The 24,795-nt window shown below is 74.2% G+C and carries 29 protein-coding genes and 1 tRNA gene; 11 read left to right on the top strand and 19 right to left on the bottom strand.

The window, feature by feature from the left end; genetic code table 11:
- The first annotated feature begins 127 nt into the window (after positions 1 to 127).
- The 3 genes from KPF22_RS32800 (at position 128) to KPF22_RS29245 (ending at position 3,917) form a co-directional block, all read left to right on the top strand.
- Positions 128 to 2,281 carry an acyltransferase family protein gene (locus KPF22_RS32800; protein ID WP_308010485.1) on the top strand — a complete coding sequence of 718 codons (2,154 nt, stop codon included), beginning with the start codon at positions 128 to 130 and terminating at the stop codon, positions 2,279 to 2,281.
- Between the two features lie 288 nt (positions 2,282 to 2,569).
- Positions 2,570 to 3,256, top strand: a complete 687-nt coding sequence (locus KPF22_RS29250) for a hypothetical protein (protein ID WP_224403921.1) — start codon at positions 2,570 to 2,572, stop codon at positions 3,254 to 3,256.
- 10 nt (positions 3,257 to 3,266) lie between these two features.
- Positions 3,267 to 3,917, top strand: a complete 651-nt coding sequence (locus tag KPF22_RS29245; RefSeq protein ID WP_208818678.1) for a nitroreductase family protein — start codon at positions 3,267 to 3,269, stop codon at positions 3,915 to 3,917.
- Positions 3,918 to 3,929: 12 nt separating this feature from the next.
- Here the strand turns inward: KPF22_RS29245 and KPF22_RS29240 are convergent, their stop codons facing one another.
- Entirely contained in the window at positions 3,930 to 4,685 is a 756-nt protein-coding gene (locus KPF22_RS29240) for a decaprenylphospho-beta-D-erythro-pentofuranosid-2-ulose 2-reductase (RefSeq protein WP_208818677.1), read from the bottom strand.
- A 20-nt stretch (positions 4,686 to 4,705) separates the two neighbouring features.
- Complete coding sequence (locus KPF22_RS29235) at positions 4,706 to 6,112, bottom strand: FAD-binding oxidoreductase (RefSeq protein WP_208818676.1); 1,407 nt, start codon at positions 6,110 to 6,112, stop codon at positions 4,706 to 4,708.
- A gap of 52 nt (positions 6,113 to 6,164) precedes the next feature.
- Between KPF22_RS29235 and KPF22_RS29230 the strand changes: the two genes are divergently transcribed.
- Positions 6,165 to 7,961, top strand: a complete 1,797-nt coding sequence (locus KPF22_RS29230; protein WP_224403920.1) for a hypothetical protein — start codon at positions 6,165 to 6,167, stop codon at positions 7,959 to 7,961.
- Positions 7,962 to 7,978: 17 nt separating this feature from the next.
- A complete protein-coding gene (locus KPF22_RS29225; RefSeq protein ID WP_062399264.1) occupies positions 7,979 to 8,581 on the top strand; it encodes a DUF1707 domain-containing protein in 603 nt (200 codons plus the stop codon).
- A 15-nt stretch (positions 8,582 to 8,596) separates the two neighbouring features.
- On the opposite strand, the gene KPF22_RS29220 is transcribed toward KPF22_RS29225, so the two are convergent.
- From KPF22_RS29220 to KPF22_RS29205, 4 genes are read right to left on the bottom strand one after another with little or no spacing between them, the layout of a single operon-like run.
- Complete coding sequence (locus KPF22_RS29220; protein WP_178376629.1) at positions 8,597 to 9,337, bottom strand: ABC transporter permease; 741 nt, start codon at positions 9,335 to 9,337, stop codon at positions 8,597 to 8,599.
- Positions 9,334 to 10,206 (bottom strand): ABC transporter ATP-binding protein, encoded by an 873-nt coding sequence (locus tag KPF22_RS29215; RefSeq protein ID WP_208818674.1) that lies wholly within the window; start codon positions 10,204 to 10,206, stop codon positions 9,334 to 9,336. The genes KPF22_RS29220 and KPF22_RS29215 overlap by 4 nt, the downstream gene beginning before the upstream one ends.
- Entirely contained in the window at positions 10,203 to 10,520 is a 318-nt protein-coding gene (locus KPF22_RS29210) for a transcriptional regulator (RefSeq protein ID WP_224403919.1), read from the bottom strand. Before KPF22_RS29210 ends, KPF22_RS29215 begins: the two co-directional genes overlap by 4 nt.
- Positions 10,517 to 11,128 carry a hypothetical protein gene (locus tag KPF22_RS29205; protein ID WP_208818672.1) on the bottom strand — a complete coding sequence of 204 codons (612 nt, stop codon included), beginning with the start codon at positions 11,126 to 11,128 and terminating at the stop codon, positions 10,517 to 10,519. Before KPF22_RS29205 ends, KPF22_RS29210 begins: the two co-directional genes overlap by 4 nt.
- A 160-nt stretch (positions 11,129 to 11,288) precedes the next feature.
- On the opposite strand from KPF22_RS29205, the gene KPF22_RS29200 reads away from it, so the two are divergent.
- Positions 11,289 to 11,744 carry a GtrA family protein gene (locus tag KPF22_RS29200; protein WP_308010484.1) on the top strand — a complete coding sequence of 152 codons (456 nt, stop codon included), beginning with the start codon at positions 11,289 to 11,291 and terminating at the stop codon, positions 11,742 to 11,744.
- Between the two features lie 56 nt (positions 11,745 to 11,800).
- On the opposite strand, the gene KPF22_RS29195 is transcribed toward KPF22_RS29200, so the two are convergent.
- The 6 genes from KPF22_RS29195 to KPF22_RS29170 all read right to left on the bottom strand — a co-directional run bounded on the left by KPF22_RS29195 (position 11,801) and on the right by KPF22_RS29170 (position 17,131).
- The gene (locus KPF22_RS29195) at positions 11,801 to 12,778 is read right to left on the bottom strand and encodes a type IV toxin-antitoxin system AbiEi family antitoxin domain-containing protein (RefSeq protein ID WP_224403918.1); all 978 of its coding nucleotides are present in this window, start codon (positions 12,776 to 12,778) and stop codon (positions 11,801 to 11,803) included.
- 187 nt (positions 12,779 to 12,965) lie between these two features.
- Positions 12,966 to 13,871 carry a glycosyltransferase family 2 protein gene (locus tag KPF22_RS29190; protein ID WP_224403917.1) on the bottom strand — a complete coding sequence of 302 codons (906 nt, stop codon included), beginning with the start codon at positions 13,869 to 13,871 and terminating at the stop codon, positions 12,966 to 12,968.
- Positions 13,868 to 14,620 (bottom strand): ABC transporter ATP-binding protein, encoded by a 753-nt coding sequence (locus KPF22_RS29185; RefSeq protein ID WP_062399276.1) that lies wholly within the window; start codon positions 14,618 to 14,620, stop codon positions 13,868 to 13,870. The genes KPF22_RS29190 and KPF22_RS29185 overlap by 4 nt, the downstream gene beginning before the upstream one ends.
- Positions 14,621 to 14,626: 6 nt before the next feature.
- The gene (locus tag KPF22_RS29180) at positions 14,627 to 15,493 is read right to left on the bottom strand and encodes an ABC transporter permease (protein ID WP_083474460.1); all 867 of its coding nucleotides are present in this window, start codon (positions 15,491 to 15,493) and stop codon (positions 14,627 to 14,629) included.
- An 87-nt stretch (positions 15,494 to 15,580) separates the two neighbouring features.
- Entirely contained in the window at positions 15,581 to 16,129 is a 549-nt protein-coding gene (locus tag KPF22_RS29175; RefSeq protein WP_224403916.1) for a bacterial proteasome activator family protein, read from the bottom strand.
- A gap of 15 nt (positions 16,130 to 16,144) precedes the next feature.
- On the bottom strand, positions 16,145 to 17,131 hold the full coding sequence (locus KPF22_RS29170; protein ID WP_208818667.1) for an NAD(P)H-quinone oxidoreductase: 987 nt from the start codon (positions 17,129 to 17,131) through the stop codon (positions 16,145 to 16,147).
- A gap of 54 nt (positions 17,132 to 17,185) precedes the next feature.
- Between KPF22_RS29170 and KPF22_RS29165 the strand changes: the two genes are divergently transcribed.
- Positions 17,186 to 17,872, top strand: coding sequence for a GNAT family N-acetyltransferase (locus KPF22_RS29165; protein WP_208818666.1), 687 nt, complete (start codon positions 17,186 to 17,188; stop codon positions 17,870 to 17,872).
- Here KPF22_RS29165 and KPF22_RS29160 read toward each other — a convergent pair.
- The gene (locus KPF22_RS29160) at positions 17,865 to 18,482 is read right to left on the bottom strand and encodes a VC0807 family protein (RefSeq protein WP_208818665.1); all 618 of its coding nucleotides are present in this window, start codon (positions 18,480 to 18,482) and stop codon (positions 17,865 to 17,867) included. The two genes, KPF22_RS29165 and KPF22_RS29160, sit on opposite strands and share 8 nt — an antisense overlap.
- On the bottom strand, positions 18,479 to 19,333 hold the full coding sequence (locus KPF22_RS29155; RefSeq protein ID WP_224403915.1) for an alpha/beta fold hydrolase: 855 nt from the start codon (positions 19,331 to 19,333) through the stop codon (positions 18,479 to 18,481). Before KPF22_RS29155 ends, KPF22_RS29160 begins: the two co-directional genes overlap by 4 nt.
- 82 nt (positions 19,334 to 19,415) lie before the next feature.
- Between KPF22_RS29155 and KPF22_RS29150 the strand changes: the two genes are divergently transcribed.
- Positions 19,416 to 20,006, top strand: a complete 591-nt coding sequence (locus KPF22_RS29150; protein WP_224403914.1) for a TetR/AcrR family transcriptional regulator — start codon at positions 19,416 to 19,418, stop codon at positions 20,004 to 20,006.
- Here KPF22_RS29150 and KPF22_RS29145 read toward each other — a convergent pair.
- Both KPF22_RS29145 and KPF22_RS29140 read right to left on the bottom strand, forming a co-directional pair.
- Positions 20,003 to 20,938: a neutral zinc metallopeptidase gene (locus tag KPF22_RS29145; protein ID WP_224403913.1), complete on the bottom strand. Its 936-nt coding sequence runs from the start codon at positions 20,936 to 20,938 to the stop codon at positions 20,003 to 20,005. The genes KPF22_RS29150 and KPF22_RS29145 overlap by 4 nt on opposite strands.
- 80 nt (positions 20,939 to 21,018) lie before the next feature.
- Positions 21,019 to 21,882, bottom strand: a complete 864-nt coding sequence (locus KPF22_RS29140) for an AraC family transcriptional regulator (protein WP_208818661.1) — start codon at positions 21,880 to 21,882, stop codon at positions 21,019 to 21,021.
- An 83-nt stretch (positions 21,883 to 21,965) separates the two neighbouring features.
- On the opposite strand from KPF22_RS29140, the gene KPF22_RS29135 reads away from it, so the two are divergent.
- Entirely contained in the window at positions 21,966 to 22,682 is a 717-nt protein-coding gene (locus tag KPF22_RS29135; RefSeq protein WP_224403912.1) for a class I SAM-dependent methyltransferase, read from the top strand.
- Positions 22,683 to 22,705: 23 nt separating this feature from the next.
- Positions 22,706 to 22,791: transfer RNA gene (locus KPF22_RS29130), tRNA-Ser, on the top strand.
- A gap of 13 nt (positions 22,792 to 22,804) precedes the next feature.
- Here KPF22_RS29130 and KPF22_RS29125 read toward each other — a convergent pair.
- Together KPF22_RS29125 and KPF22_RS29120 are read right to left on the bottom strand one after the other, a co-directional pair.
- Positions 22,805 to 23,227: a DUF6194 family protein gene (locus tag KPF22_RS29125; RefSeq protein WP_224403911.1), complete on the bottom strand. Its 423-nt coding sequence runs from the start codon at positions 23,225 to 23,227 to the stop codon at positions 22,805 to 22,807.
- Positions 23,228 to 23,280: 53 nt separating this feature from the next.
- A complete protein-coding gene (locus tag KPF22_RS29120) occupies positions 23,281 to 23,739 on the bottom strand; it encodes an SRPBCC family protein (protein WP_224403910.1) in 459 nt (152 codons plus the stop codon).
- A gap of 73 nt (positions 23,740 to 23,812) precedes the next feature.
- On the opposite strand from KPF22_RS29120, the gene KPF22_RS29115 reads away from it, so the two are divergent.
- Positions 23,813 to 24,313, top strand: coding sequence for a DinB family protein (locus tag KPF22_RS29115; protein ID WP_224403909.1), 501 nt, complete (start codon positions 23,813 to 23,815; stop codon positions 24,311 to 24,313).
- Positions 24,314 to 24,375: 62 nt separating this feature from the next.
- Here the strand turns inward: KPF22_RS29115 and KPF22_RS29110 are convergent, their stop codons facing one another.
- Positions 24,376 to 24,777 carry a hypothetical protein gene (locus tag KPF22_RS29110; protein WP_208818656.1) on the bottom strand — a complete coding sequence of 134 codons (402 nt, stop codon included), beginning with the start codon at positions 24,775 to 24,777 and terminating at the stop codon, positions 24,376 to 24,378.
- Positions 24,778 to 24,795 lie beyond the last annotated feature (18 nt).

Raw genomic sequence — 24,795 nt, 5'->3', positions numbered from 1 at the left:
TGTGAGCATCTGCACCGATTCGCGAGCGACGGCCGACGACCCGGCCACCGCCGCGCCCGCCGCCGGCGGAACCATCCCCGAACAGGGTGGTTCGTCCGTCCGATGTGGAGGAGATGGCGGCGGTGAGGTGCTCGCGCTGACGGGGCTGCGGATCGTCGCCGCGCTCTGGGTCGTCGCGTTCCACTTCCACTTCACCCCGATGGCGGGTGTGGAGACGGTGAACGGCTGGCTCGGACCGCTGATCACACAGGGTGCGCTCGGCGTCGACCTGTTCTTCGTCCTGAGCGGTTTCGTCATCGCCTGGACCTACCTCGACCGGCTCGGCCCGCGGCTGCGACTGCGGGACGCGGGCGGGTTCGTGTGGGCCCGCGCGGCGCGGATGTGGCCCGCCTACGCGGTGGTGTTCCACCTCTTCGGCGTGTGGCTGGTGGCGCGACTGCTGTTCGGGTCGACGACCGACGTCGCCTACCAGGCGGTGCAGCCGTCGTTCGGCGTCGGCGCGTGGCTCGAGCAGCTGTTCCTGGTGCAGATGTGGGACGAGCAGTACCTCGACGGCGCGTCCTGGGTCGGCCCGACGTGGTCGATCAGCGCCGAGTGGCTGGCCTACCTGCTGTTCCCGCTGCTGGCGCTCGGGTTCTTCCGGCTGCGGAACCTGCCGTTCGCGGTGCTGGCGGCGGGGTCGCTGCTGTGCACCGCGCCGATGGCGGCCGCGTTCCTCGTGGTCGGGTCGCCGTACTACCCGTACAGCTGGCTGGTCCGGATCCTCGGCGGGTTCTCCGCCGGTGTCCTGGCGATGCTGGCCGTGCGACGGCTGCGCGCCACCGAGCGGGTCCGCTCCGCGGCCGCGGCGACGGCGACGGCGACCGTCGCCGCGGTGCCGTTCGTCCTCCTGGCGGGGTCCGTCGTCGGCGGCGGGCTGCACGGCCTGGCCGTCGTCGCCTTCCCGGTCCTGGTCGGAGCCTTCGCGCTCGCCGACCGCGGGCCGGTGCACCACCTGCTGACCCGTGGCCCGATGGTGCACGGAGGGCGGATCTCCTACGCCCTCTACCTGGTCCACATCCCGATGTTCGAGATCTTCTGGTTCCTGAGCGACTCCGGTGTCCTCCCCCGCGGCGGGGAGACGGGGCACCTGATCGCGCTCACCGTCTTCGTGGGGACTCTGCCCGTGGCACACCTGCTGTACTCGCTCGTCGAACGTCCCGCGCGCCGGTGGATGCGGGGCCGGACCCGGCCCGCCCCCGAGTCCGTCGAGGCGGTCGTCGCCCCCGACCCGGTCCCGGCCGCCCGCCGCGTCGTGGACAACGACGCGGCGCGCCGTGACCCGGAGACCTCCGTGCTGCCGATGATCACCGACGAGCCGGTGACCTCGGTGCTGCCGGTCGTGTCCGCCGCCCCGGACACCGCCGGTCCCGCCGCAGCGGCTCCGGCCGTGCCCGCCCGGCGGGTGGCGCCGCGGTCCGTGCCGTCGCAGCCGTCGGCCCCGGCGCAGCCGTTCGCGCCGGTCCAGCAGGGCGAGGTGCCCTCGGTGACGGAGGCGCTGCCGGTGGTCCGCCGCCGCTCGGCGGGCCCCGCCGTCGCCACGACGTCGGGCTGGACCCCCACCACGGCGCCGGAGCAGGCCCCGGCCGACGACGCGCGGACCGCCGCCATGCCGGTCGTCCCGCCCGTCGCGGCCCCGTCCGCGCCGGTCGCCGAGCCCGAGCCCACCGCCCCGGCGTCCGAGCCGGCCCCGGCCGACCCGATCGTCGTCCCGGCGCCCGCGCTGCCCACCCGGGCACCGCGACGTCCCGAGGCCGACCCCGCCGACGTGCCCGCCGCAGCCGAGATCGACGTCCCGGCCCCGGCCGGTTCGGCCCGCTGGGTGCTGGAGCGTCTGGCCGCGGCCCGTGCCGCCGACTTCGACGGCGCCGGGCACGGTGACCTGTCCGCCGACCTGGTCGCCGTCGCCCGGATGCGCAGCGGCGGCGCCGGCACCGGCGGGGACCTGTTCACCCCGGTCGTCGAAGGCACCGGCACCACCACCGGGGTCGACCGGATGGAGCGGCTGCGGTCGCTGCACATCGCGGCGCGCGGGCTCGCCGACGACCGCGGTGTCGTCCCGGCACCGCGGGCGATGCGCTCCGCGTCGGCGCTGCCCGGTACGCGGACCGGCGCCGAGAACTGCGGGCGGGCCGGCCGTCGTCGCGACGACGCACACGCCAGCGCCGCGACACCGATCGTCGCCGCCTCCGGTGCCGCCGCGGCCCGTCGCGGCCGGAAGAAGCCGGCTCACGGGGCCTGAGACTCCGCTGGGGAGCGGGTGACACGGCCGTGCCCCCGGACCACCACCGTGGTCCGGGGGCACGGCCGCGTCCGCCGACCCGCTCCGGATCCGGTCCCGCGGGACGGGGAGACCGGCGGTGCCCGCCCGGCGGTGGTCCACGCACCGGGGAGCGGTCCGGTGCCGCCGCATCCCGGTGCCCGGGACGTGACGCCGGCGCCCGGGCACCGCGGCACGCCGCGTCGGTGACAATGGACGGGCCCGCCCGTCGCGACCAGGACGGGCCCCGCCCACCGACGCGATGGACCGATGATCCCCACGACCCCGCCCCTCGCCGACCTGCCCGAGCCCGCCGGTGCCGCACCGCCGGAGCGGGCCGCACTGCACTGGTACCTGCGCCTGGCCCGCCACCACCTGGGCCGCGGCCCCTACCTCGACGTCGCGGGTGCCGGCGGGGTCCTGCTCGCCGGGCTGGCCCGGCTCGGCCCGGTCTCGGGGCTGGCCGGCTCGGAGGCCGAGGCCCGGGCGATGCGTGCGGGCGCGCCGGGATGCCCCGTGCACCTGACCCTGGATGCCCTGCCGGGGCCGGTCGCGTCGCTGACCGCGGTGGAGGTGCTCGACCGGCTCCCGGACGCGGCGCTGGCCGGTGACCTCGGCCCGGGCGGCTGGTTCCGGGCGCTCGAGCCGGGCGGGCGCGCACTCGTCGTCGCCGCCGACGCCGAGGGCCGCGGCCGGGAGCTGGCCGGCGCCCGCTGGGTGCCGCCCCGCGTCCCGCGCGGGCACCTGCGGATCCGGGAGATCCTCGTCGACGCCGGGTTCGAGATCGTCCGGGAGGGCTCCGACGGGCTGACCCGCGGCCCTTATGGCGGTGTCCCCACCTGGGCCGACCCGCGTCTGGCCGCGACCCGTGCGCAGCGGTCCGTGGGGCGCCTCACGTGCGAGGTGGGCGCAGGGGAGCGCGCGGTGATCATCGCGAGGAGGCCGGCGGCGCCGTAGCGTGCAGGGCATGAGCGATGTGCTGCCACTCGGGCCCGACGAGCTGCTCACCACCACCCGATCGGTCCGCAAGCGCCTGGACCTGGAGCGCCCGGTCCCGCTGGAGGTGGTCCGGGAGAGCCTCGAGGTCGCGTTGCAGGCCCCGAGCGGCTCCAACCAGCAGGGCTGGCACTGGCTGGTGCTCACCGACGCCGAGAAGCGCAAGGCCGTCGGCGAGTACTACCGGAAGGCGTTCACGGCCTACCGGAACTCCTCGCAGTACCCGACGACCCGCTCCCACGGCGACGCCGACCGCGACGCCACCCAGCTCCGCGTCGCGGACAGCGCGCAGTACCTCGCGGACCGGATGGGGGAGGTCCCGGTGCTGGTCATCGGCGCGATGGACGCGAAGGCCGAGCTGCCGGCGTCGAACCAGGCCGGGATGTGGGGGTCGCTCCTCCCGGCTGCGTGGAGCCTGCAGCTCGCGCTGCGTGCCCGCGGCCTGGGCAGCGCCTGGACGACGCTGCACCTGCAGTACGAGAAGGAGATCGCCGAGCTGCTGGGCATCCCGGAGAACGTGCGGCAGGGCGTCCTGCTGCCGGTCGCGTACTACACCGGCGACACGTTCAAGCCCGCGAAGCGCCAGCCGCTCGACACCGTCCTGCACGTCGACGGCTGGTAGGCCGCCCCCGGGTCAGATCGGGAGCCTGCGGAAGATCGGCCGGGGCACGTGGCGCAGGGCGCTCATCACGAAGCGCATCGGCGCCGGTGCCCAGACCAGTTCCTTGCCCGTCCGCACCGCGTCGACGATGACGTCGGCGACGGCCTGCGGGGTGGTCGCGAGCGGTGCGGCGTCGAGGCCCTCGGTCATCTTCGAGTGCACGAAGCCGGGCCGGACGATCGTCACGGTCACGCCGAACTCGCGCAGCGCCTCGGTCAGCCCGGTGTAGAACGCGTCCATCCCGGCCTTGGTGGAGCCGTAGACGAAGTTCGAGCGGCGGGCCCGCTCCCCGGCGACTGAGGAGATCGCGACGAGCGAGCCGTGGCCCTGCTCGCGGAACCGCTCGGCCAGCGCGACCCCGGTGGAGACGGTCGCGGTGTAGTTGACCTGCGCCAGCTCGACGGCGTGGTCGACGTCGGTCCAGGCCTTCTCGTTGTCGCCGAGCAGCCCGAACGCGACGACGGCGACGTCGATGTCCCCGCCCGCGAAGGCCTTCTTCACGACCTCGGGGTGGGTCTCGATGCGCCTGGCGTCGAACTCGATGGTCTCCACGCCGCACCCGAGCGCCTCGAGCTCGGCGCGGGCGGCGTCGAGCCGGGGGCCGGGGCGGGCGGCGAGCACGACCCGCAACGGGCGGTCCGCGGCGAACGCGCGCACGGTGGCCAGGCCGATCTCGGAGGTGCCGCCGAGGAGCAGGATGCTCTGCGGATTGCCGACTGCGTCGATCATGATGGTGCTGGCTCCGGACGTCAGAGGGTCAGTGCGAGGCGGCGGGACATGTCGGAGGCGAAGACGCCGGTCGGGTCGACGCCGTCGCGGATCGCCTTCCACTCGGCGAACCGCGGGTAGCCGGCGGCGAAGGCCTCCGGCGACGTGCGCGACTCCTTCGCCAGGTACAGCCGCCCGCCGGCGGCCAGCACCATCTCGTCGAGCTCCGTGCAGAACCGGGACAGCCCGTTCGCGATCGGGAAGTCGACGGTGATCGTCCAGCCCTCCGTCGGGAACGACAGCGGTGCGTCGTTGCCCGCGCCGAAGCGCTTGAACACGTTCAGCCCGGACTTGTGCGGCGAGGCCGCGATCGTGGACACGATGCGGCGCAGCTCGGTCTCCGCCCCCATCGGGACGACGAACTGGTACTGCAGGAAGCCCTTCGAGCCGTAGACCCGGTTCCAGTCCCCGAACACGTCGAGCACCTGGTAGAAGGCCGTGATGTTCTGCACCGAGCCGCGCTGGCGCTTCGGTGCCTTGCGGAACCACAGCTCGGAGAACGCGGTCAGCGACAGCTTGTTGGCCAGCCCGTTCGGGAAGACGTCCGGGAAGGTCAGCAGCTGCGGCGCGTCGAACTTCAGCGGCTCGGAGCGCAGCTTCGCGGGGAGCTGGTCGACGGTCGCGAGCGAGCCGCGGGTCAGCACCGACCGGCCCATCCGGGCGCCGGTCGCGGTGGTGTCGAACCAGGCGGCCGAGTAGCCGTAGGTGTCGTCGGAGCCGTCGGTGAGCAGCTCCAGCAGGCCGTCGAGGTCGTCGGTGCGGTCGGTGTCGACGACGAAGTACGCCGACTCGGTCCGGTGCAGCCGCACCCTGGCCCGCACGATGACGCCGGTCAGGCCCATCCCGCCGACGGTCGCCCAGAACAGCTCCGAGTCCGGCCCGGACGGGGTCAGCTCGCGGACCGAGCCGTCCGCGGTCACCAGCTGCAGCCACTCGACGTGGTTGCCGAAGCTGCCCTTGGTGTGGTGGTTCTTGCCGTGCACGTCGGCGCCGATCGCCCCGCCGATCGTGACCTGGCGGGTGCCCGGCAGCACCGGGACCCACAGCCCGAGCGGCAGCGCGGCGCGCATGAGCTGGTCCAGGCTGACGCCCGCGTCCACGTCCGCGACGCCGGTGTCCGGGTCGATGGCGTGGATCCGGCTCAGGCCCGGCATGTCGAGGACGACACCGCCCGCGTTCTGCGCCGGGTCGCCGTAGGACCGGCCGAGCCCGCGGGCGATCACGCCGCGCTCGCCCGCCGTGCGGACGGCCTCGGCCACGTCCTCGGCGTCGCGCGGGGTGAGGAGCTGGGCGACCGTCGGTGCGGTCCGTCCCCAGCCGTGCAGGGAGGCGGTCCGTCGCGCCGGGGCGTCGGTCCTGGTGCTGCTGGGAACGGTCGTGTCCGTCATCGTCGCCAGGGTAGCGAGGGCCACCGACGACGACGGGTGCGACCCTGGGCGGGTGCTCGACGAGCGGCAGGTCCGCCTCCCGCTGCCCCCGACACGGCGCCGGGGCGCGACCGCGGGGCTGTACGTGCTGCTCGGGCTCGGCTACCTGTTGGTCTCGCTGTGGCTGCAGCGCCGGGTGCTCGCCGACCCGGGCGGTCTGCTGATCGGGCACGTCACCGCCGACGCCGACATGTTCGCCTGGTGGCTCCACTGGTTCCCGTTCGCCGTGACGCACGGGGAGAACCCGCTGGTCACCGACTGGATGCACTGGCCGTACGGGCTCAACGCGCTGTGGAACACCGCGGTGCCGCTGCTGGCACTGGCGCTCGCCCCGGTGACCCTGGTCGCGGGCTCGGTGACCGCGTTCAACGTCGGGCTGGTCCTCGGCCCGGTCGTGTCCGGACTGGTCCTGGTCGCCGCGCTCGGCCCGTATGTCGACGCGGGCACCCGCGGCTGGGTCGCCCGCGGGATCGCCGGTGCGCTGTACGCGTTCTCCCCGTTCCATCTGGCGCACGCGATCGCCGGGCACCTCAACCTCACGTGGTCGCTGCTGCCGCCGCTGCTCCTGCTCGTCGCGCACCACCTGTTCGCGCGCGGCCCGCTGCGTCGCCCGTGGCTCGTGGGGGCGCTGACCGGACTCGCGCTGGTCGGGCAGCTCGTCCTCTACACCCAGACCCTCGCCATCGGCGTGATCTTCCTGGTCGTCACCGCGGTGGTGCTCGCGCTGCGGTTCCCCCGCCGGGTCCGCGCGCACCTGCCCGGACTGGTCCGGGCCGGCCTGGCCTGCGTCGGGGTGTTCGTGGTGCTCGGCGCCTACCCGCTGTACCTGGTGCTGGCCGGGCCGAACCGCCCGCGCGGCGCGATCCGCAACGTGCACGCCACCGGCGCGGACCTCGCGAACCTGCTCGTCCCGACGCGGCTGACCGCCGTCCGGGCGGTGCCCGACGGCACGGGCACCGAACTCGGCGGCCACATCGGCGAACAGGGCGGCTACGTCGGCGTCGCCGTGCTGGCGCTGGTCGTCGTCGCGGTGCTGGTCGTCCGGTCGACGACGCTGCGGGTCGTCGCCGCGGTCGGGTTCCTGTCCTGGGTCGCCTCGCTCGGCACCAGTGTCGTGCTGCTGGGCGACTACACGGGGATCCCGCTGCCCTGGCTCGGGTTCGCCGAGGTCCCGCTGCTGTCGGAGGTCGAGCCGGTCCGGATCCAGGTGGTGACGGCGCTGTGCGTCGCCGTCGTCGTCGCGCTGTGGGTGGACCGGATGCCGCTCGGCACCCCGGCGACGGCGGTCGGTGCCGTCGCCCTGGCCGCGCTGGCGGTGGTGTCCTGGCTGCCCGCCGACGCCCAGGAGGTCCGGCCCGCGCCGGTGCCCGCCTTCTTCGCGGCCGGGGCGGCGCCGCTGGGCCCGGCCGACGTCGTCGAGATCTACCCGCGGATCACCGCGGCCTGGGACGACGGCGCGCAGGGACTGCGCTGGCAGGCCGCCTCCGGCCCGTCGTTCCGCATCCGCGGCGGCTACTTCATCGCCTCCGATCCCGAGGACGACGTCGCCATCCAGTCCCGCTGGAACCGGTTCCAGATCGGGGCGCAGTGGGTCGCCGACGGCAAGAACGACCCCAGCGACGACTACACCGCCGCCGCCCACCGCGAGCTGCGCGACCTGGGGATCACCGCGGTCGCGTTCGTCCCCGGGTACGCCGGTGGCGACGAGGCCCGTGCGCTGGCCTGGACCCGTCGGGTCACCGGCGACCCCGGCCGGTTCGACGGCGGGGTGTGGCTGTTCCGGCTGCCGGACGCCGCACCCGTCGGATAGGTGTTTACCCTGGTGGGGTGACCGGTGCGCGGCTACCCGGAGAGGGTCGGGAGATCAGGATCTCCGACGCCGACCGCGAGCGCGCCGCGACGCGGCTCAACCGTGCGATGGCCGAGGGCCGGATCTCGGTCGAGGAGCTGCAGGAGAGGCTGTCGGTCGTCTACGGCGCCCGGTTCGGCTCCGAGCTGCTCCCCGTGCTGTCCGACCTGCCCGGGGACCCGCTGGACCTGTCCGCGGACGTCCTCGCCACCCCGGTCGGCCCGCCCACGGTGCTGCGCGGCGGCGTCGGCGGGGTCAAGCGCCGCGGCGACTGGGCGGTCCCCGCCCGGCTGCGGGTGCAGACCTCGCTCGGCGCGGTCCTGCTGGACTTCTGTGACGCGCAGCTGCCCATGCCCGTCGTCGAGGTGGAGCTGGAGCTCGGCGCCGGGTCGGCCCGGCTGCTGGTCCCGGAGAACGCCACCGCCGACGTCGACGGCCTCGTCTCCCAGTACGGCTCGGTCCGTTCGAAGATGCCCAGCCGGGCCGTCCACGGTCGCCCGCACTTCCGCGTCTACGGCCGGACGGCCGCCGGCTCGGTCACGGTGCGCACCCGCTACACCTTCGCCGGCCGCCACTTCTGAGCGCCGGCACCGGGCTCACCGGAAGCGGCGCCCCTCGTCGCGGCGGTACGCCCAGCCCACCAGCAGCGCCAGCCCGACCGTCCACACCGCGAACGCGCCCAGCGCCAGACCGCTCGGGACCGGCCCGCCGAGCGACCAGAGCAGCAGGTCACGGGCCCCGCGGGTGGGCAGCACCTCGGTCGCGCGGGCCAGCCAGCCGGGGAACAGCTCCGGCGGCAGCAGCAGACCGCCACCGAACGCCATCGGGAAGAACGCCAGCTGGGTCACCGGCAGCGCGGCCTTGGTCGGCAGCGAGTAGCCGATCGCGAGCCCGCCGAACAGGAACGGCAGCCCGGCCACCAGGAGCGTCACGAACGCGAACGGCAGCCGCGCCGGTTCCACGTACGCCGGCGTGAGCAGGGCCCCCAGCACGACCACCGGCAGCATCCCGAGCAGCGCGAACAGCACCCCGACCGCGAGCCTGCCGACCACCCGCGCCGACGCGGGGGCGGGCAGCGTGCGCAGGTAGGGATCCCACGGCTTCTCGCGGTCGTCGGCGACGCCCACACCGAAGGTGAACAGGAACCCGCTGAGCACGCCGAACAGTGCGAGCTGGGCGACCGAGCGGGTCACCGCGACCGGGTCGTCGCCCCAGTCGAACGGCAGCACGAAGAAGCACAGGGTCAGGGCTGGGAACAGCGCGGTGGACAGCACCGCGACGGGGATCCGCAGCTGCTCCAGGATCAGGTAGCGGGCGTGCGCTGCGGCGATGCTCACGACGGGCCTCCGGTCAGGGTCAGGAACGCGTCCTCCAGCGACGCCCGGGACACCGACAGGCCGGTGAAGGGCACGTCGTGCCGGACGAGGGTGCGGACCAGCTCGTCGGCGTCGGCGGTGTGCAGGGTGACGAGGTCGCCGTCGCGCTCGGTCCGCTCGACGCCGGGCAGGTCGGGAAGGGTCGCCGCGCGGAAGGACACCCGCCCCACCCGGACGGCTCCGCGGACGGCGTCGACGTCGCCGTCGGCGCGGATCCGCCCGCCCGCCAGGACGACGACGCGCTCGGCCAGCGACTCGATCTCGTCCAGGTAGTGGGTGGTCAGCAGCACCGTCCCGCCGTCGGCGTGGAACGCGCGCACGGTGTCCCACAGGGCGCGGCGGCCCTCGACGTCCAGGCCGGTCGTCGGCTCGTCGAGCAGCACCAGCCGACCCCGGCCGACGAACGCGAGCGCGAGCGCGAGGCGGCGCTTCTGGCCGCCGGACAGCCCGCCCGCCTGGCGTCGTTCCAGCCCGTCGAGGCCGAAGCGCCCCAGCAGCTCGCCGGCACCGACCGGGTCGGGGAAGTGGGCGCCGACGAACCGGACGATCTCCCCGACGCGCAGCGTGTCCGGCAGCCCGGTCTGCTGCGGAGTGGTGCCCAGCGCGACCCGGTTCACCGCGTCGCGCGGGTCCCCGCCGAACAGCCGCACCGTGCCGGTGTCCGGTCGGCGCAGCCCGGACACGAGGTTGACCAGCGTCGACTTGCCCGCCCCGTTCGGTCCGAGCAGGCCGGTCAGGCTGCCGGGCTCCAGGACGAGGTCGACGTCGTCGAGGGCGACGGTGTCGCCGTAGCGGCGGGTCACCCCGTGCAGCTCCACCGGTGCGGTCACGACCGCACCTCCGACGGGTCGGCCGCCGGGTCGAGCAGTGCCCGCAGCGCGGCCGTGTAGTCCTCGAAGGCCCGCCTGCCTGTTCTCGTCAGCTCGACGAAGGTCACCGGGGTGCGCCGCTGGTGGGTCTTGGCGATCGCGACGTAGCCCGCGTCCTCCAACTTGCGCAGGTGGGTGGACAGGTTGCCCGCGGTCATGCCGAGCAGCTCCTGCAGCCGCGGGAAGGTCATGCGGTCGCCGTCGGCGAGGGCGGCGAGGGTGGCGGTGACCCGCAGCCGGGCCTGGGCGTGGATGACGGGGTCGAGCTCGGTCACCGGACCGCCCGCGCCCGCGTCCACAGCCCGGTGGCGACCAGCGCGCCGCCGCCGACGAGCGCCAGTGCCAGCGCGTGCCACGGCGCCGGGACGAACGGCAGCGCCGCGCCGAGCACCACCAGGCCGAGCCCGAGCGCGTAGTCGGGGATGTCACGCCGGACCGCGGCCCCGACCGCGAACAGGCCGCCGGTGACGAACACGAACAGTGCGGGCATGGCGAACCCGACCGGCGCCCCGAGCCGGCCCAGACCGACCGTCAGCGCGACGACGCCGATCATCGCCACCGGCCACACCCAGCCGTAGAGGGCGCCGTGGAGCTGGCTCGGACCGGCGACGCCGCGTCCCATCCGGGCGCCGACCAGACCGCTGCCGATCGACCCCCCGGCGATCGCCAGCCCGGTGAGGACGCCCGCGGTGACCGCGGTGACCGCGCCGGTCCCGTTCGTGAACCAGGCGAGCCCGATGACCGCCCAGGCCGCGCCCCAGATCAGATAGAAGATCCAGTACGGCGGGATCTGCCGGGCCTGCTCACGCTCGATGATCGCGAGCGCGTCGGCCGGTGATCGCGGCGGCTGGTCGTCGACGTCGGTGTCCGTCCGGTCCTGCATGCTTCCCCCACTGCCAACTGGTTTGCTCCGTCACCGACTTTGTACGGCAAAGTACGTTGTCTTGTCCACGGTCACGGACGGATCAGCAGGTCGGAGGGGCGCGACCGGCGCTCCGGTGGGTCGACGCGGTCGTTGCGGCGCGCGCCGCTACCCTCGATGGGTGACCGCCACCGAGCCCACCCGGGCCGAGCCCCCGGCCACCGGTCCGGCCGACGCCCCGGCCCCGCGCCTCGGCCTCGTCCGCCAGCTGGGCAGCTTCGTCGCGATCGGTGTGCTCTCCGCGATCGTCGACTTCGGCGTCTACCACCTGCTCCTGAGCGCGGGCCTGTGGGTGCCGTTCGCGAAGGGCATCAGCTTCATCCTCGGTACGACGACGGCGTACCTGCTCAACAAGCGCTTCACCTTCACCGGCGCGAACACCGGCGGCCGCGCGAGGTTCGCCGGCTTCGTGGCCCTCTACGGGACGACGCTGGCCGTCAACGTGGCCGTCAACTCGCTGGTCCTGCACGTCCTGCCGCCGATGGCCTGGGACGTCACGCTGGCGTGGGTGATCGCACAGGGCACCGCCACCGCGATCAACTTCGTCATGCTGCGCTGGGTCATCTTCAAGAACTGACCTGCTCTCGCACCCCGGCTGCGGTCGCCGCACCGTCCGCGTCGGGTGCGACGACCTCACGTGGGGTGCGGCAGCACGGCGAGGAGGCGACTCAGGCGGGGCACCATGCCGTCCGGGCCCCGGTCGTCGATGTCGGACCAGATCCAGCGCACCACGGTGAGTCCCGTCGACCGGATCCGGTCCTCCCGCCGCTTCTCCCGCCACAGGACGTCCTCGAGATCCTCGCCGGGCCGCAGCGTGCGTCCGTACTTGATCCGTCCGTCGAACTCCCCGACGACGCCGTGCCCGGGCCATGCGAAGTCGGTCCGGTAGCCGAGCCCCGGCACCTCCCACTGCGTCATCGGTGCGGGCAGCCCGGCGGCGTGCAGGTGGAAGCGGCTACGGGATTCTCCCGGACTCTCCGTCCGCTCGTCGACGAGGTCCATGGCGCGTCGTGCACGCGGCGCCCCGCGTCGACCGGCGAATCGGCCGAGGACGTCGTCGAGCTGCGCGGGGTCGACGGCGCCGGGCGGTGGTGGCAGGGTCGGGTTGCGGCGGACGTACCGGTGGAGCGCGGCGTCGAGTGTGACCAGCGCCTGCTCGGTCGTGAGGGTGCGGGCGAGGTCGACCGCGGTCCGGGCGGCCGAGGTGACCCGCAAACCGCCCACGTCCACGACATCCCGATCGGGCAGCGGTACGGCGTGCACGTGCGTACCCGGCCGGATGCGGCCACCGCCGGGCCGGTCCCGGAAGACGTGCAGCCGACCCAGCGGAACCCGCCACAGCGGCAGACCGAGCAGCACGGCTGCCGTCACACCGCCGTAGACCGCATCGGCGGCGAGCTCCGGAGCAGCGGCCCGAGCCCTGATTCGGTGGAGCTCGGCACGGGTCGGCTCCGCCTCACCGGGGAGCCGGTAGACACCGGGCCGGATGCCGACCAGCCGGCCGGCCCGCACGAGCCGGTCGATCTCGTCCCGCCCGAACCCGGCTGCCAGGAGAGTGCCGCGCCGCAGCAGGCCACCGGAGTCGAGCGGCACCGAGTCGAGGAGGTCCACATCCCCACTCAAGCCGCCCCGGCGCCGGACGACGCCCGCACCCGCCACCCTGTGGACAACCGGCCTCGTTGTGGACAACCCACATCCGGCGAGCTGTCGCACCCCTGCGGGGGTCGTCGCACCCGTCGCGGAGGGTGCGACGGCCTCACGAGGGGTGCGGTAGGTGACCGACCCGGAGGGGTGCCGGTCAGGGGGCGCGGTGGAACTGCTCGCGGCGGCCCTGGCGGAGCAGGGTCAGCCAGTCGAGGAAGGCGCGCGGGTCGTGTTTCGTCACCAGGAAGTACCAGGCGAACCGCGGCAGCTCCAGGAGGCCGATCCTCCGCATCCCGGGCTGGGACATCAGGTAGCCGCGGTTGCGGTAGGTGTAGTAGCGCTTGACCTCGTCGCCCGGGTCCTGGGCGTGCAGCCGCCCGCCGAGCATCGGCTTGAACTCGTCGGAGCCGTAGGGGTGCAGGTAGGTGGCCTGCAGCGCGGTGCCGAAGGGCAGCCCGGACCGGACCATCCGGCGGTGCATCTCCACCTCGTCGCCGCGGACGAACAGGCGCAGGTCCGGCACCCCGATGACCTCCAGTGTGGAGGCCCGGAAGAGGGCGCCGTTGAAGAACGAGGCGATCCCGGGGAGCAGGTCGTCGGGGCCCAGTGCCGAGCGGGACCGGTGCCAGGTGACGCCGCGGCGCAGCGGGAAGGCGAGGCGGTCCGGGTCGGCCTTGTCGGCGACCACCGGTGACACCGCGGCGAGCCCGTGCCGCGACGCGACGTCGAGCAGCGTGGCGAGGGTGGACTCGTCGGCGGCGTGGCCGTCGTCGTCGGCCAGGAAGATCCACTCCGCGCCCATGGCGAGTGCGTGCAGCATCCCCAGGGCGAAGCCGCCCGCGCCGCCGAGGTTGGACCACGAGGGTAGCCACGTCGTCGGCAGCGGGCAGGCCTCGACCGCGTCACGCGCGGGGAGGTCCGGCCCGTTGTCGACGACGATCAGGTGCGCCAGCGGGTGGGTCTGCTTCGCCATCGCCGCGAGCGAGTCGACGAGCAGCTCGGCCCGGTGCCGCGTGACGACGACGCCGACGACCGAGCCGGGCGGGAGCGGTCCGGTCACGACGGGGTCCGCCCCTTGTAGTGGTCGAGGACCTCGTGCAGCGGGCCGTACTCCTTGATCGTCCCGTGCTCCATCCACAGCGCGGTGTCGCACAGGTCGGCGAGGAACTCGTCGGAGTGCGAGGCGAAGACCAGGATCCCGGAGCGGTCGACGAGCTCGTGGAGCCGGTCGCGGGCCTTGTTCAGGAACTCCGCGTCGACGGCGCCGATGCCCTCGTCGAGCAGCAGGATCTCGGGGTCGATCGAGGTGACGACGCCGAGGGCGAGCCGCACCCGCATACCCGTCGAGTACGCCCGCAGCGGCATCTCCAGGTAGTCGCCCAGCTCGGTGAAGGCGGCGATGTCGTCGATCCGCGCCTCCATCTGCTTGCGCGTCATGCCCAGGAACAGGCCGCGGATCAGGATGTTCTCGTAGCCGGAGATCTCCGGGTCCATCCCGACGGCGAGGTCGAACACCGGCGCGACCTTGCCGCGGACCAGCGAGCGACCGCGGGTGGGCTCGTAGATGCCGGCCATCAGCCGCAGCAGCGTGGACTTGCCGGCGCCGTTGTGCCCGACGAGCGCGACGCGGGCGCCCTTGTCCAGGCTGACGGTGATGTCGCGCAGCGCCTCGATGATCGGCACCTTGGCGTCGGTGCCGATCCGGCCGCCCGCCTTGCCGAGGACGGCCTTCTTCAGCGACCGAGTCTTGGCGTCGAAGATCGGGAAGTCGACGGCGGCGCGGTCGATCCGGATGCGGGGTTCAGTCACAGAGGTTCACACCCAGTACGCGACGCGGGAGCGGTAGTTGCGCAGGCAGATCAGGGCCGCGGCCCAGCCGACGATCGTGATCACGCCCGTGACCAGCCAGTACCGGCCGACGATCTCCTGGCCGAGCAGCGGCTGGCGCACGATCTCGACGAAGTGGAAGACCGGGTTCAGCTCGACCAGCTGGGCGCGCTCGCGCGCGGCCGGGTTGTCGCTCAGGATGTCGACCGACCAGACGATCGGGGTCAGGTAGAAGACCAGCTGGGTGACGCTGGCGATGATCGGGGGGATGTCCCGGAACCGGGTCGCGAGGATCCCGGCGAGGATCGCGACCCAGGCGCCGTTGACCGCCAGCAGCGCGAACGCCGGGATCGCCAGCAGCGTCGACAGCCCCAGCGGATGCGGGAACACGATCATCAGCACGACCCAGACGACCAGGTTGTGCAGGAAGAACAGCGTCTGCCGCCACACGAGCCGGTAGATGTGCAGGCTCAGCGGGGCGGGCAGGAACTTGATCAGGCCCTCGTTGGCGATGAAGACCTCGCTGCCCTCGAGGATGCAGCCGGACACGAAGTTCCAGATCAGCAGCCCGACGGCGACGTGCGGCAGGAACGTCGCCAGCGAGATCTGGAACAGCGCCGAGTAGAGGATCCCCAGGCCGAGGGCGATGACGCCCATGCTGATCGAGATCCACAGCGGTCCCAGGACGGAGCGGCGGTAGCGCTGCTTGATGTCCTGCCAGCCGAGGTAGCCCCACAGCGGCCGTTGCCGCCAGCCCTGGGCGAGGTCCGCGAAGGCCCGCCGCCAGCTGCGCGGGCTCGACACCTCGGACGGGTCGACGACGTCACCCGGCTCGTCGGTCACGGTCACGGCCACCCGGTGAGGGTACTCAGACGCCGTCCGCGGGCCCGGCAGGGGAGGCCCCGGCCGGGACACCGCGAAACCGCAGGTCGTCGTCGTGCGTCAGAGGTACTGCCCGGTTCCCCGGCCCATGCCCTCGGGGACGCCGCCCTGCTCCGGCCCACCGCCGACGCCCGGGGGCAGCCCGCGACGCATCTGCTCCAGCTGTGCCCGCGCGGCCATCTGCTGGGCGAACAACGCGGTCTGGATGCCGTGGAACAGGCCCTCCAGCCAGCCGACCAGCTGGGCCTGGGCGATCCGCAGCTCACCCTCCGACGGGATCGTGTCCGCCGTGAACGGCAGGCTGAGCCGCTGCAGCTCCTCGCGCAGCTCCGGCGCCAGGCCCTCCTCGAGCTCCTTGACCGAGTTCTCGTGGATCTCCTTGAGCCGCTCGCGGGACGCCTCGTCCAGCGGTGCGGCCTTCACCTCCTCGAGCAGCTGCTTGATCATGGTGCCGATCCGCATGACCTTCGCGGGCTGCTCCACCATCGACGCGGGGCTCTGCCCCTCGTCGTCCTGCGGAACCGAGGCCATGCCCACCGGGCGCCCGTCGGCGCCGACCACCACGACCCGGTCCCCGGGGGTCTCCTGCTCGTCGCTCATGCCCGCCATTCTGGACCCGCCCGCTCAGGAGTTCACGAGGAGGAGCTTGCCGGTCACCCCACCGGCGTCCAGCCTGCGGTGCGCGTCGGCGGCGTCGGACATCGCGAACCGCTCGAAGACCACCGGCTTCACCCGGCCGTCGGCGAACAGCGGCCACACGTTCTCGCGGACCCCGTCGACGATCTCGGCCTTCGAGTGCGGACCGTCGACCGGGCGGCCGCGCAGGCCCATCGCCGAGACGTGGCCGCGCTTGGCCAGCAGCGCGCCGATGTTCAGCTCGGCCTTCACCCCGCCCTGCATCCCGATGATCATCAGCCGGCCGTCGCGGGCCAGCGCGGACAGGTTGTTCGCCAGGCCCTTGGCGCCCATGTTGTCGAGGATGACGTCGGCGCCGTGGCCGTCGGTGGCCTTCTTCAGCTCCTCGGCGATGTCGTCGTGGTAGTCGATGACGATGTCGGCGCCCAGGTCGCGGCAGAACTGCAGCCGGTCGGCGTGGCCCGCGGTGGCGGCGACGCGCGCGCCGAGCGCCTTCGCGACCTGGATCGCGTGCGTTCCGATACCCGACGATCCGCCCTGGACCAGGAACGTCTCGCCCTCGGCGAGCCGGCCCTCCAGGAACACGTTCGACCAGACGGTGCAGGCGACCTCGGGGAGGCCGCCCGCCTCCTCCAGGGAGACGCCCGTGGGAACGGGAAGCAGCTGCGGGGCCGGGACGGCGACCTTCGTCGCGTAGCCGCCGCCGGCGAGCAGGGCGCACACCTCGTCGCCGACCGACCAGCCGGTCACGCCGTCACCGAGCGCGGCGATCCGGCCCGCGCACTCCAGGCCGAGGATCTCCGACGCGCCGGGCGGGACCGGGTAGTTCCCCTGGACCTGCAGGAGGTCGGCCCGGTTGACGGCCGAGGAGACGACGTCGAGTACGACCTCGCCCGGGCCGGGCTCGGGGTCGGGCACCTCCGCCCACGTCATCTGCTCGGGTCCGCCGTACTCGGTCAGGGTGATCGCCCACATGGGAGCCGACGGTATTCCGTGGCGCGCCCGTCGGCGATCCGGCACGGTCGACCGATGGACGTGCTCCCCGCGCCGATCGACCCGGTGCCCGACCCGTGGCCGATGTCCGGGCTGACCCTGCGGACCCCGCGCCTGGAGCTGCGCGTCGAGGACGACGCGTCGGTCCGGGAGCTGATCGCGGCCGTGCACGAGAGCGGGATCCACCCGTCGTCGGAGATGCCGTTCCGCGTCCCGTGGACCCGGGCCGACCCGCGGCACCTGGGGCGCGGCATCGCGCAGTACGTCTGGTCGAACCGCGCGAAGGCGTCGCCGGACTGGTGGACGCTGCAGTTCGTCGTGCGCGCCGAGGGCCGGGTGGTCGGCCTGCAGGACGTCGTGGGGGACCGGTTCGGCGTGCGTCGCGAGGTCGCGACCGGCTCGTACCTGGTGCGACGGGCGCAGGGGCGCGGCTACGGCACCGAGATGCGGGCCGCGGTGCTGGCCTTCGCCTTCGACCACCTCGGCGCGCTCGTGGCGCGCTCGGAGTACGTCGAGGGCAACCCGAGGTCGGCGGCCGTGTCGGCCCGGCTCGGGTACCGCGACGACGGCACGGCCACGATCGTCCACGGCGACGCCCGGGTCACCGAGTACCGGGTGCTGCTCACGCGGGAGGCGTTCGTGCGGCCCGGGTGGCGGCTCGGCGTCGACGGGTTCACCGCGGACCTGGCGGGGTTCCTGGCCGCCGACCCGCCGGTCAGCTGAAGATCAGCTCGCGGTGGCGGGGCAGTCGCAGCCACACCTGCCCGCCGACGAGCAGCACCGCCAGCACGGCGAACCACTGCACGGCGTGCACCGCGGGCACCACGTCGACCGGCACCGTGTACGCGATCAGCACCCGCAGTGCGGCGTCGAGGAACAGGCCCGCGGCCCAGCCGGCCGTCAGCCACCGCCAGATCCCGCGGAACCGCGCCGACCCGGCCCAGCGGCGGTCCCACTCGTCGGTGCCGTGGCCCGCCTCGGTGAGCGTGAGCCTGCCGATCGTGAACAGCACCGGCCGGGACGAGGGCACGCTCGCGAGCAGCACCACGCCCAGGGCCGCGGTCACCAGGGCCTCGCGGGCGAGCAGGACGCGGTCGCCGCCGCCGAGCAGCGCGGTCGCCGCGCTCGCCACGCACAGGACCAGCACGAGCACCGCGAACCACTCGACGCGCCGGTGCCGCAGGAGCACCCACAGCGCCCGCGCCGCCGGGGCCGCGGCCCCGGCGAGCAGCGCCGGCCCGGCCGCGACGCCGACCGCCCGCAGGCCGTAGAACAGCACCAGCGGCGCCACGACGTCGCCGAGGACGGTGGCAGCGAGCTCCCGGCGCCTCACGATGCCGCCACCAGCGACGACAGCCGCTCGGCGACGCGCTCCGGAAACTCGCCGGGCAGCGCGTGCGTGGCGTCCGGCCACACCTCGACGGTGCCGCGCGGCAACAGCGCGGCCCGCGCACGGGCCCGGCCGGCGTCGAGCATCGTGCTGCGCCCGCCGAGCAGCACCAGGCTGCGGAGGCCGACCGCGGCCACGTCCCGGGCGGTGGGCAGCGGTGGCAGCGGGACCGCGGAGGCGTAGCCGGACAGGCCCGCCTCGATCAGCCGGGCGACCGGGTCGTCGACGACGTCGGCGCCGCCACCCACCCGGGCGACGAACCGGCGCCGCAGCCACGACGGGGCACCGGGCAGCGCACCGAGCGAGGCGGCCACCGTTCCGGCCGGGATGCGTGCGAAGGTCAGGGCCGGGTCGAGCAGGGTGAGCGTGCGGATCCCGGCCGGGGAGCGGCGGGCGACCTCGAACGCCAGACGCCCACCCATCGAGGTCCCGACGAGGTGGCACGGGCCGAGCGCGTCGAGCACCCCGCGCAGCCAGCGGACCTGGTCGCCGAGCGACCGGAGCGGCACGTCCTGGGTGCTCGCCCCGGGACCGCCGAGCGGGTCGACGAGGTGCACGGTCGCCCGGTGGCGCAGCGCGGGCACGTTCGGCGCCCAGCTCACCCCCGGCGAGCCCGCCCCGGGCAGCAGGACGAACGGGATCCCGGGTGGTCCGTGGCAGGTCAGGACGCGGACGACGCCGTGTGTGGTGGTGATGTCGCGGCTGCTCGCCGGACCCAGGCCGGCGACCGCGTCGTCGTAGAGCGCGCGGAAGCGGTCCCGGGCCGCGGTATCGGTGAAGTGTCCGGTGCGCATCGTCCCCCCATTTCGCGATACGATCGGACTGTAAAAGTGGACGGAGCTCTGTGCAAGCCGACCGGATCGGAACGAGGTGGAGATGCCGAGGGTGGTCGACCACGGGCAGCGCCGTGGGGAGATCGCGGAGGCGCTGTGGCGGGTCGCCGCGGCCGAGGGGCTGGAGGCGGTCAGCCTGGCCCGGGTCGCGGAGGAGGCGGGGGTCTCGAAGGGCCGGGTCCAGCACTACTTCGCCTCGCGCGACGAGCTGCTGGACTTCGCCGCGCAGCAGCTGCGGCTGCGGGTGGACGGACGGGTGCGCGCCCGGATGGCGGCGGCCACGCCGTCGTCGCCGCTGGGGGAGGTCCGCGCCCTGCTGACCGCGCTGCTCCCGCTCGACGAGGACGCCCGCACCGACGCCCGCGTCGGCTCCGCCTTCCTCATCCGGGCGCTCGGCGACGAGCGGTTGCGCGAGATCTACCGGAGGGGGAACCGCCTGGTCCACACGGCCGTCGCCGAGCGGCTCGCCGCGGCCCGCGACGCCGGTGAGCTCACCGGGCTCGACCCGGCCCGGGAGGCGACCGTGCTGCTCGCGCTGGCCGGCGGCCTCGCGGAGTCCGTCCTGCTCGGCGACGCCGACGGTGCCGGTGCGCTCGCCGTGCTGGACCACCAGCTCGGGCGGCTGCGGCCCTAGCCGAGGCTGCGCGCGGCGAAGGTGTCGCAGGAGTCGGGGTTGCCGCTCTGCAGGCCGGTGGTGAACCACTTCTCGCGCTGCGCGGAGCTGCCGTGCGAGAACTGCGACTCGTCGACCCGGCCGCCACCCAGGTTGGACTGGATGTAGTCGTCGCCGATCCGGGACGCGGTGTCGAGGGCGGCGTCGATGTCGGACTGGTTCAGCTCGCTGATCAGCGGCCGACCCGACGGGCCGGGCGTCGTCGTCGCGTGGTTCGCCCAGACGCCCGCGTAGCAGTCGGCCTGCAGCTCCAGGCGCACCGAGCCCGAGGTGGGGCCGGTGTCGTTGCCGGCCCTGCGGTTGGTGCCGAGCAGGTTCTGGATGTGGTGGCCGTACTCGTGGGCCATCACGTAGGCCTGCGAGAACGGTCCGCCCTGCGCACCGAAGCGGGTCTGCAGCTCCTGGAAGAAGGTGAGGTCGATGTAGATCTCGGAGTCGGCCGGGCAGTAGAACGGCCCGCTGTCCGACGAGGCCGAGCCGCAGCCGTCGGTGCTCACCCCACCGGAGAAGAAGTTCGTCCGCGGCGTCGTGAAGCCGGAGGAGAACTGGGTGGCCCAGAAGTCGTCGAGGGAGTTGACGACGGCGACGACGCGGCAGTCCGTCGAGGTGTTCGCCGAGGCGCCGGTGGCGCAGTTCTGCTGCAGTGACGAGTTGTCCGCGGTCTGGCCCGAGCCGACCTGGTCGAGCCCCGGGTAGCCGCCGCCCGCGCCCATGCCGGACATGTCGACGCCCGCGAAGTTCGACAGCAGCAGGTACAGGATGACGCCGACCAGGCCCAGGCCGCCGCCCGCGCCTGCCACCCGGCCGCCGACCCCGCCGCCCCGGCCACCGCCGGATCCGCGCAGGTCGTCCACACCGGACGTGTCGAGCCGGGCGTTCTCGTCGAACCGCACGTCGTCCTCCCGAGATGAGACCGGGGGAATCCCACCACACCGCGCCGGACCGCACCGGCGCGGACGTCCCCCGCCACCCGTCAGGGGGCCCCGGAGCCGGCCCGCCAGGTCGCGGCGCCGACGCCGTGCGCCGCCCGGAAGCGGCGGGCGAAGTAGCCGGGGTCGGGGTAGCCGACCCGGGCGCCCACCTCGGCGACCGGGAGGTCGGTGGAGGCGAGCAGCCGCCGCGCCTCCCGCATCCGGCGCTCGGTGATCCACTGCTGGACGGTCCGCCCGGTCCCGCGCCGCACGACTGTCGTCAGGTGCCCGGGGGTGAGCCCGACGGCCGCGGCGACGTCGCGCAGCGACAGCCGGCCGGCGAACCGCTCCTCGACGACGGCGAACACGGCCGCGAGCAGCGGGTCGCCCGACTCGGCGGGTACGTCGTCGACGAGCCGGCCGAGTGCCACCAGCAGCAGGGTGAGGTGGGCGCGGGCGGCCTCGGCGTGACCGTCGCGCCGACGGGTCAGCTCGTCGTCGAGGTCGACGAGGCGGGCCCGCCAGGTCGCCCGGTCCGCCGGTGGGACGCCGATCCGCTGCCCGCCCCCGCGGTGGCGCCCGACGAACGGCGCGAGCAGCGGATGGTCCTGCCAGGACGCGGGCGCGACCGCCTCCGCGGGGAAGACGACCGACCACAGCTCGCCGGGCGGCGTCGAGGTCTCCGCGGCGTGGTCGACCACGGCTCCGGGTGCGATGACGAACGCATCGCCCTCGGCGAGCCGCCAGACCTGCCCGTCGACCTGGTAGGTACAGGTGCCGCGCACGACGTGCACGAGGGTGAGGAAGTCGTGCGCGTGCGGCCCCTGCACCCGCGGAAGCCGCACCGGACCGTCGACGCGGTACGCCGCGATCGGCACCGGCGTGTGTGCGAAGCCGATCAGCGGGATGTCCGAACTTCGTCCCATCACGGCCACGGATAGTGCCTTGTCGCCTGTTCGGGGGCCAGGAAGAGTCGCTGGGGAACACGAAGTTCGTCCGAGGGGATCCGATGACCACGCACGCCCACACGCCCGCGCTCGTCAGCTCGCGGCTGCTGCCCGGCTACGACACCGTGGCCCGGCTCGGTGGCGCCGTCCCGATGTACTGGCGTCTGCTGGCCCAGGCCGGCATCGGCCCGCGGGACCGCGTGCTGGAGATCGGCTGCGGGACCGGGAACGTCCTGCTGCGCGCCACGGAGGCCGTTCCGACGGCCACCGTGCGCGGCGTCGACCCCGACCCGGAGGCGATCGCCATGGCCCGCCGCAAGGCCGCCGACGCCGGCGTCGAGCTGGAGCTGCAGGTCGGCGTGGCCGAGGACCTGCCCCTCGACGACGGCAGCGTCGACCGGGTCCTCTCCTCGCTGATGCTGCACCACATCGCCGCCGACGCCCGGGTCGCGGCGCTGCGGGAGGCGCACCGCGTCCTGGCGCCGGGCGGGAGCCTGCACCTGGTCGACCTCGACCACGACCCGCGCACCGGCGGACGGATGCGCACCGTGAACAGGGTGCTGTCGCTGCTGGCCCGCCTCGACCCGGCCCGCCGCCGCTCCCGGCACGGCGCCCGCAGGGATCACGGCAGCCACGGCGACGGCGGCCACGGCCACGGTCACGGGGCGCAGCAGCCGGTGCCGGAGCTGCTCGCGGCCGCGGGGTTCACCGACGCGACGGTGGTCGGCCACGGGACGACCAGGATGGGGCCGGTCACCTACTACCGCGCGGAGCGCTGAGCGGTCCCGTTACCCTCCCGTGCGGAAGCGTGGCAGAGCGGCCGAATGCACCCGCCTTGAAAGCGGGCGTCCGAAAGGACCGGGGGTTCGAATCCCCCCGCTTCCGCCACGGCCGTCGCCGATCACCCCCGCCGCCGGACCGCGTTCCCGTGCTTGCGCACGGCGAAGTCGTTCGCGTCGTCGAGCAGTTCCCGCACCCGCGGCCAGGTCGTGTCCGGCTCCACCACCGCCACCCACTGGTATGCCGCGTAGACGGGATGCGGGAACAGCACGTCGCGGGTGGCCGGGTCGATGCCCGGATCGGTCGGGAACAGCTCCCGGTAGCGCGCGGTGGGCAGCCCGACGTTGAGCCGGAACGCGCCCGGCCGGTCGAGCTCGGACGCGGCGTCGTTGACGTCGGACCGCACGACGGTCGCCCAGCCCTGCCGGGGGCGCTGCTCGTAGTCGTGGTCCGGGTCGTGGATCGCGAACGCGTCCCCGTTGCCCTCCACGATCCGAGTGCCGGGGAACCCGGCGAGAACGGCGATCACCTGTTCGGCATCCATGCCGCCAGGGCAGCACTTCTCCATGATCGCTCGTCCGGTGTGTGTGCTGCAGATCACATCCTCTCGGCGACGACGGCGAGCCGGTCCAGCGAGGCGCGCAGCCGGTCGGCGGTCGTGGCCCGGGCCCGCCGCTGCCGGAAGGCGTCGTCCGGGTCGAGGCCCGTCCAGTCGTAGGTGCACGTCACGCGGGTCCTGCCGGCGTCGACCGGCTCCAGCTCCCACCGCCACAGGTGTCCGGGCGGCGGGCTGCCCGGCTCCGACGGCAGCCAGGCCACCCGTCGTCCCTCCGTGAACTCGACCACCCGGTTGTCCCGGACGGTGCCCTGCGTCAGGAGCATCGAGAAGACGTCGCCGACGGCGCGTACCCGCTGGCCGGGGGCGGCCTCGGCGAGGTTGTCGTTGCCGTCCCACTCGGGCTGGCGGGCGGGGTCGGCGACGAGCTCGAAGATCGTCCCGGGCGCGGCGGCGATCTCGCGGCTGCTGCGTACCACGGTCGGCGAAGTGTCGGTCACGAGCGGAGTGAAGCACCGGCGCCGCGCCGGGGGAAGCGGCCCGGTGTCGGACCCCGCTGACACGATCGCGGGCATGACCGACCGCGCCTTCCCCCCGATGCAGGCCGACGCCCTCACCACGCTCACCGCCTGGCTCGACTTCTACCGCGTCACCCTCGTCGGGAAGTGCGAGGGACTGACCGACGAGCAGCTGCGGTCGGCGTCGGTGCCGCCGTCGTCGCTGACGCTGCTGGGCCTGGTCCAGCACCTGGCCGCGGTCGAGCGGAACTGGTTCCGCCAGGTCCTGGGCGGTGCGGACGTGCCGCCGCTGTACCCGCGCGAGCCCGGGACCGGCCACGACGGCGGCTTCGAGCCCGGCGACGCCGGTATCGCCGGGGCCCGTGCCGTCTGGGAGGACGAGGTCGCCCATGCCCGCCGGGTCGTCGCGGCGACCGGGCCCGACAGCACCGGGACGCTCGACGGGCACGCGGTGTCGGTGACGTGGGTCCTGACCCACGTCATCGCCGAGTACGCCCGCCACACCGGGCACGCCGACCTGGTCCGGGAGCGGATCGACGGGGCCACCGGCGTCTGAGGTCCCGGCCGCGTTCCGCGGAACGCGGCGTCACCGGCGCGCCGGACCGACGGTCGTGATCGTCAGCAGAACCCGCGGAACGTCCGGTCGGGCTGCAGCTCCGCGTGGTCGGCGTGGTCGGCGAACCCGGCGCGCGGCGAGGGGAAGCCGGAGAGCACGGCGGCGGCGATCCGGAAGGTCCGGCCCGGCTCACCCCGCAGGTCGGCGACGACCACCGGGAAGTCGTGGTCGGCCAGCGCACGTTCGTCCACGACCAGCAGCAGCGGGTGCCGCCCGGCCAGCCCGTCCTCCAGTGCGGACGTCACCACCCGCTCCACCGGCCAGTCGGTGAACAGGTCCTCCAGGACGACGTCGAACGAGGTACCGGTCGCCCGCAGGATCCCCAGCAGCTCGTTCCACGGGCCCTCGCCGGTGTCGGTGCACGTCCGGACCAGCGGCGTGCGGCGCGTCTCGGGGAACTCCACGGCCGTCATCCTCCGTGA

Source organism: Pseudonocardia sp. ICBG1034, assembly GCF_020131375.1.
Classification (GTDB): Bacteria; Actinomycetota; Actinomycetes; order Mycobacteriales; family Pseudonocardiaceae; genus Pseudonocardia; species Pseudonocardia alni.
This window is presented reverse-complemented; position numbering and strand designations above follow the sequence as displayed.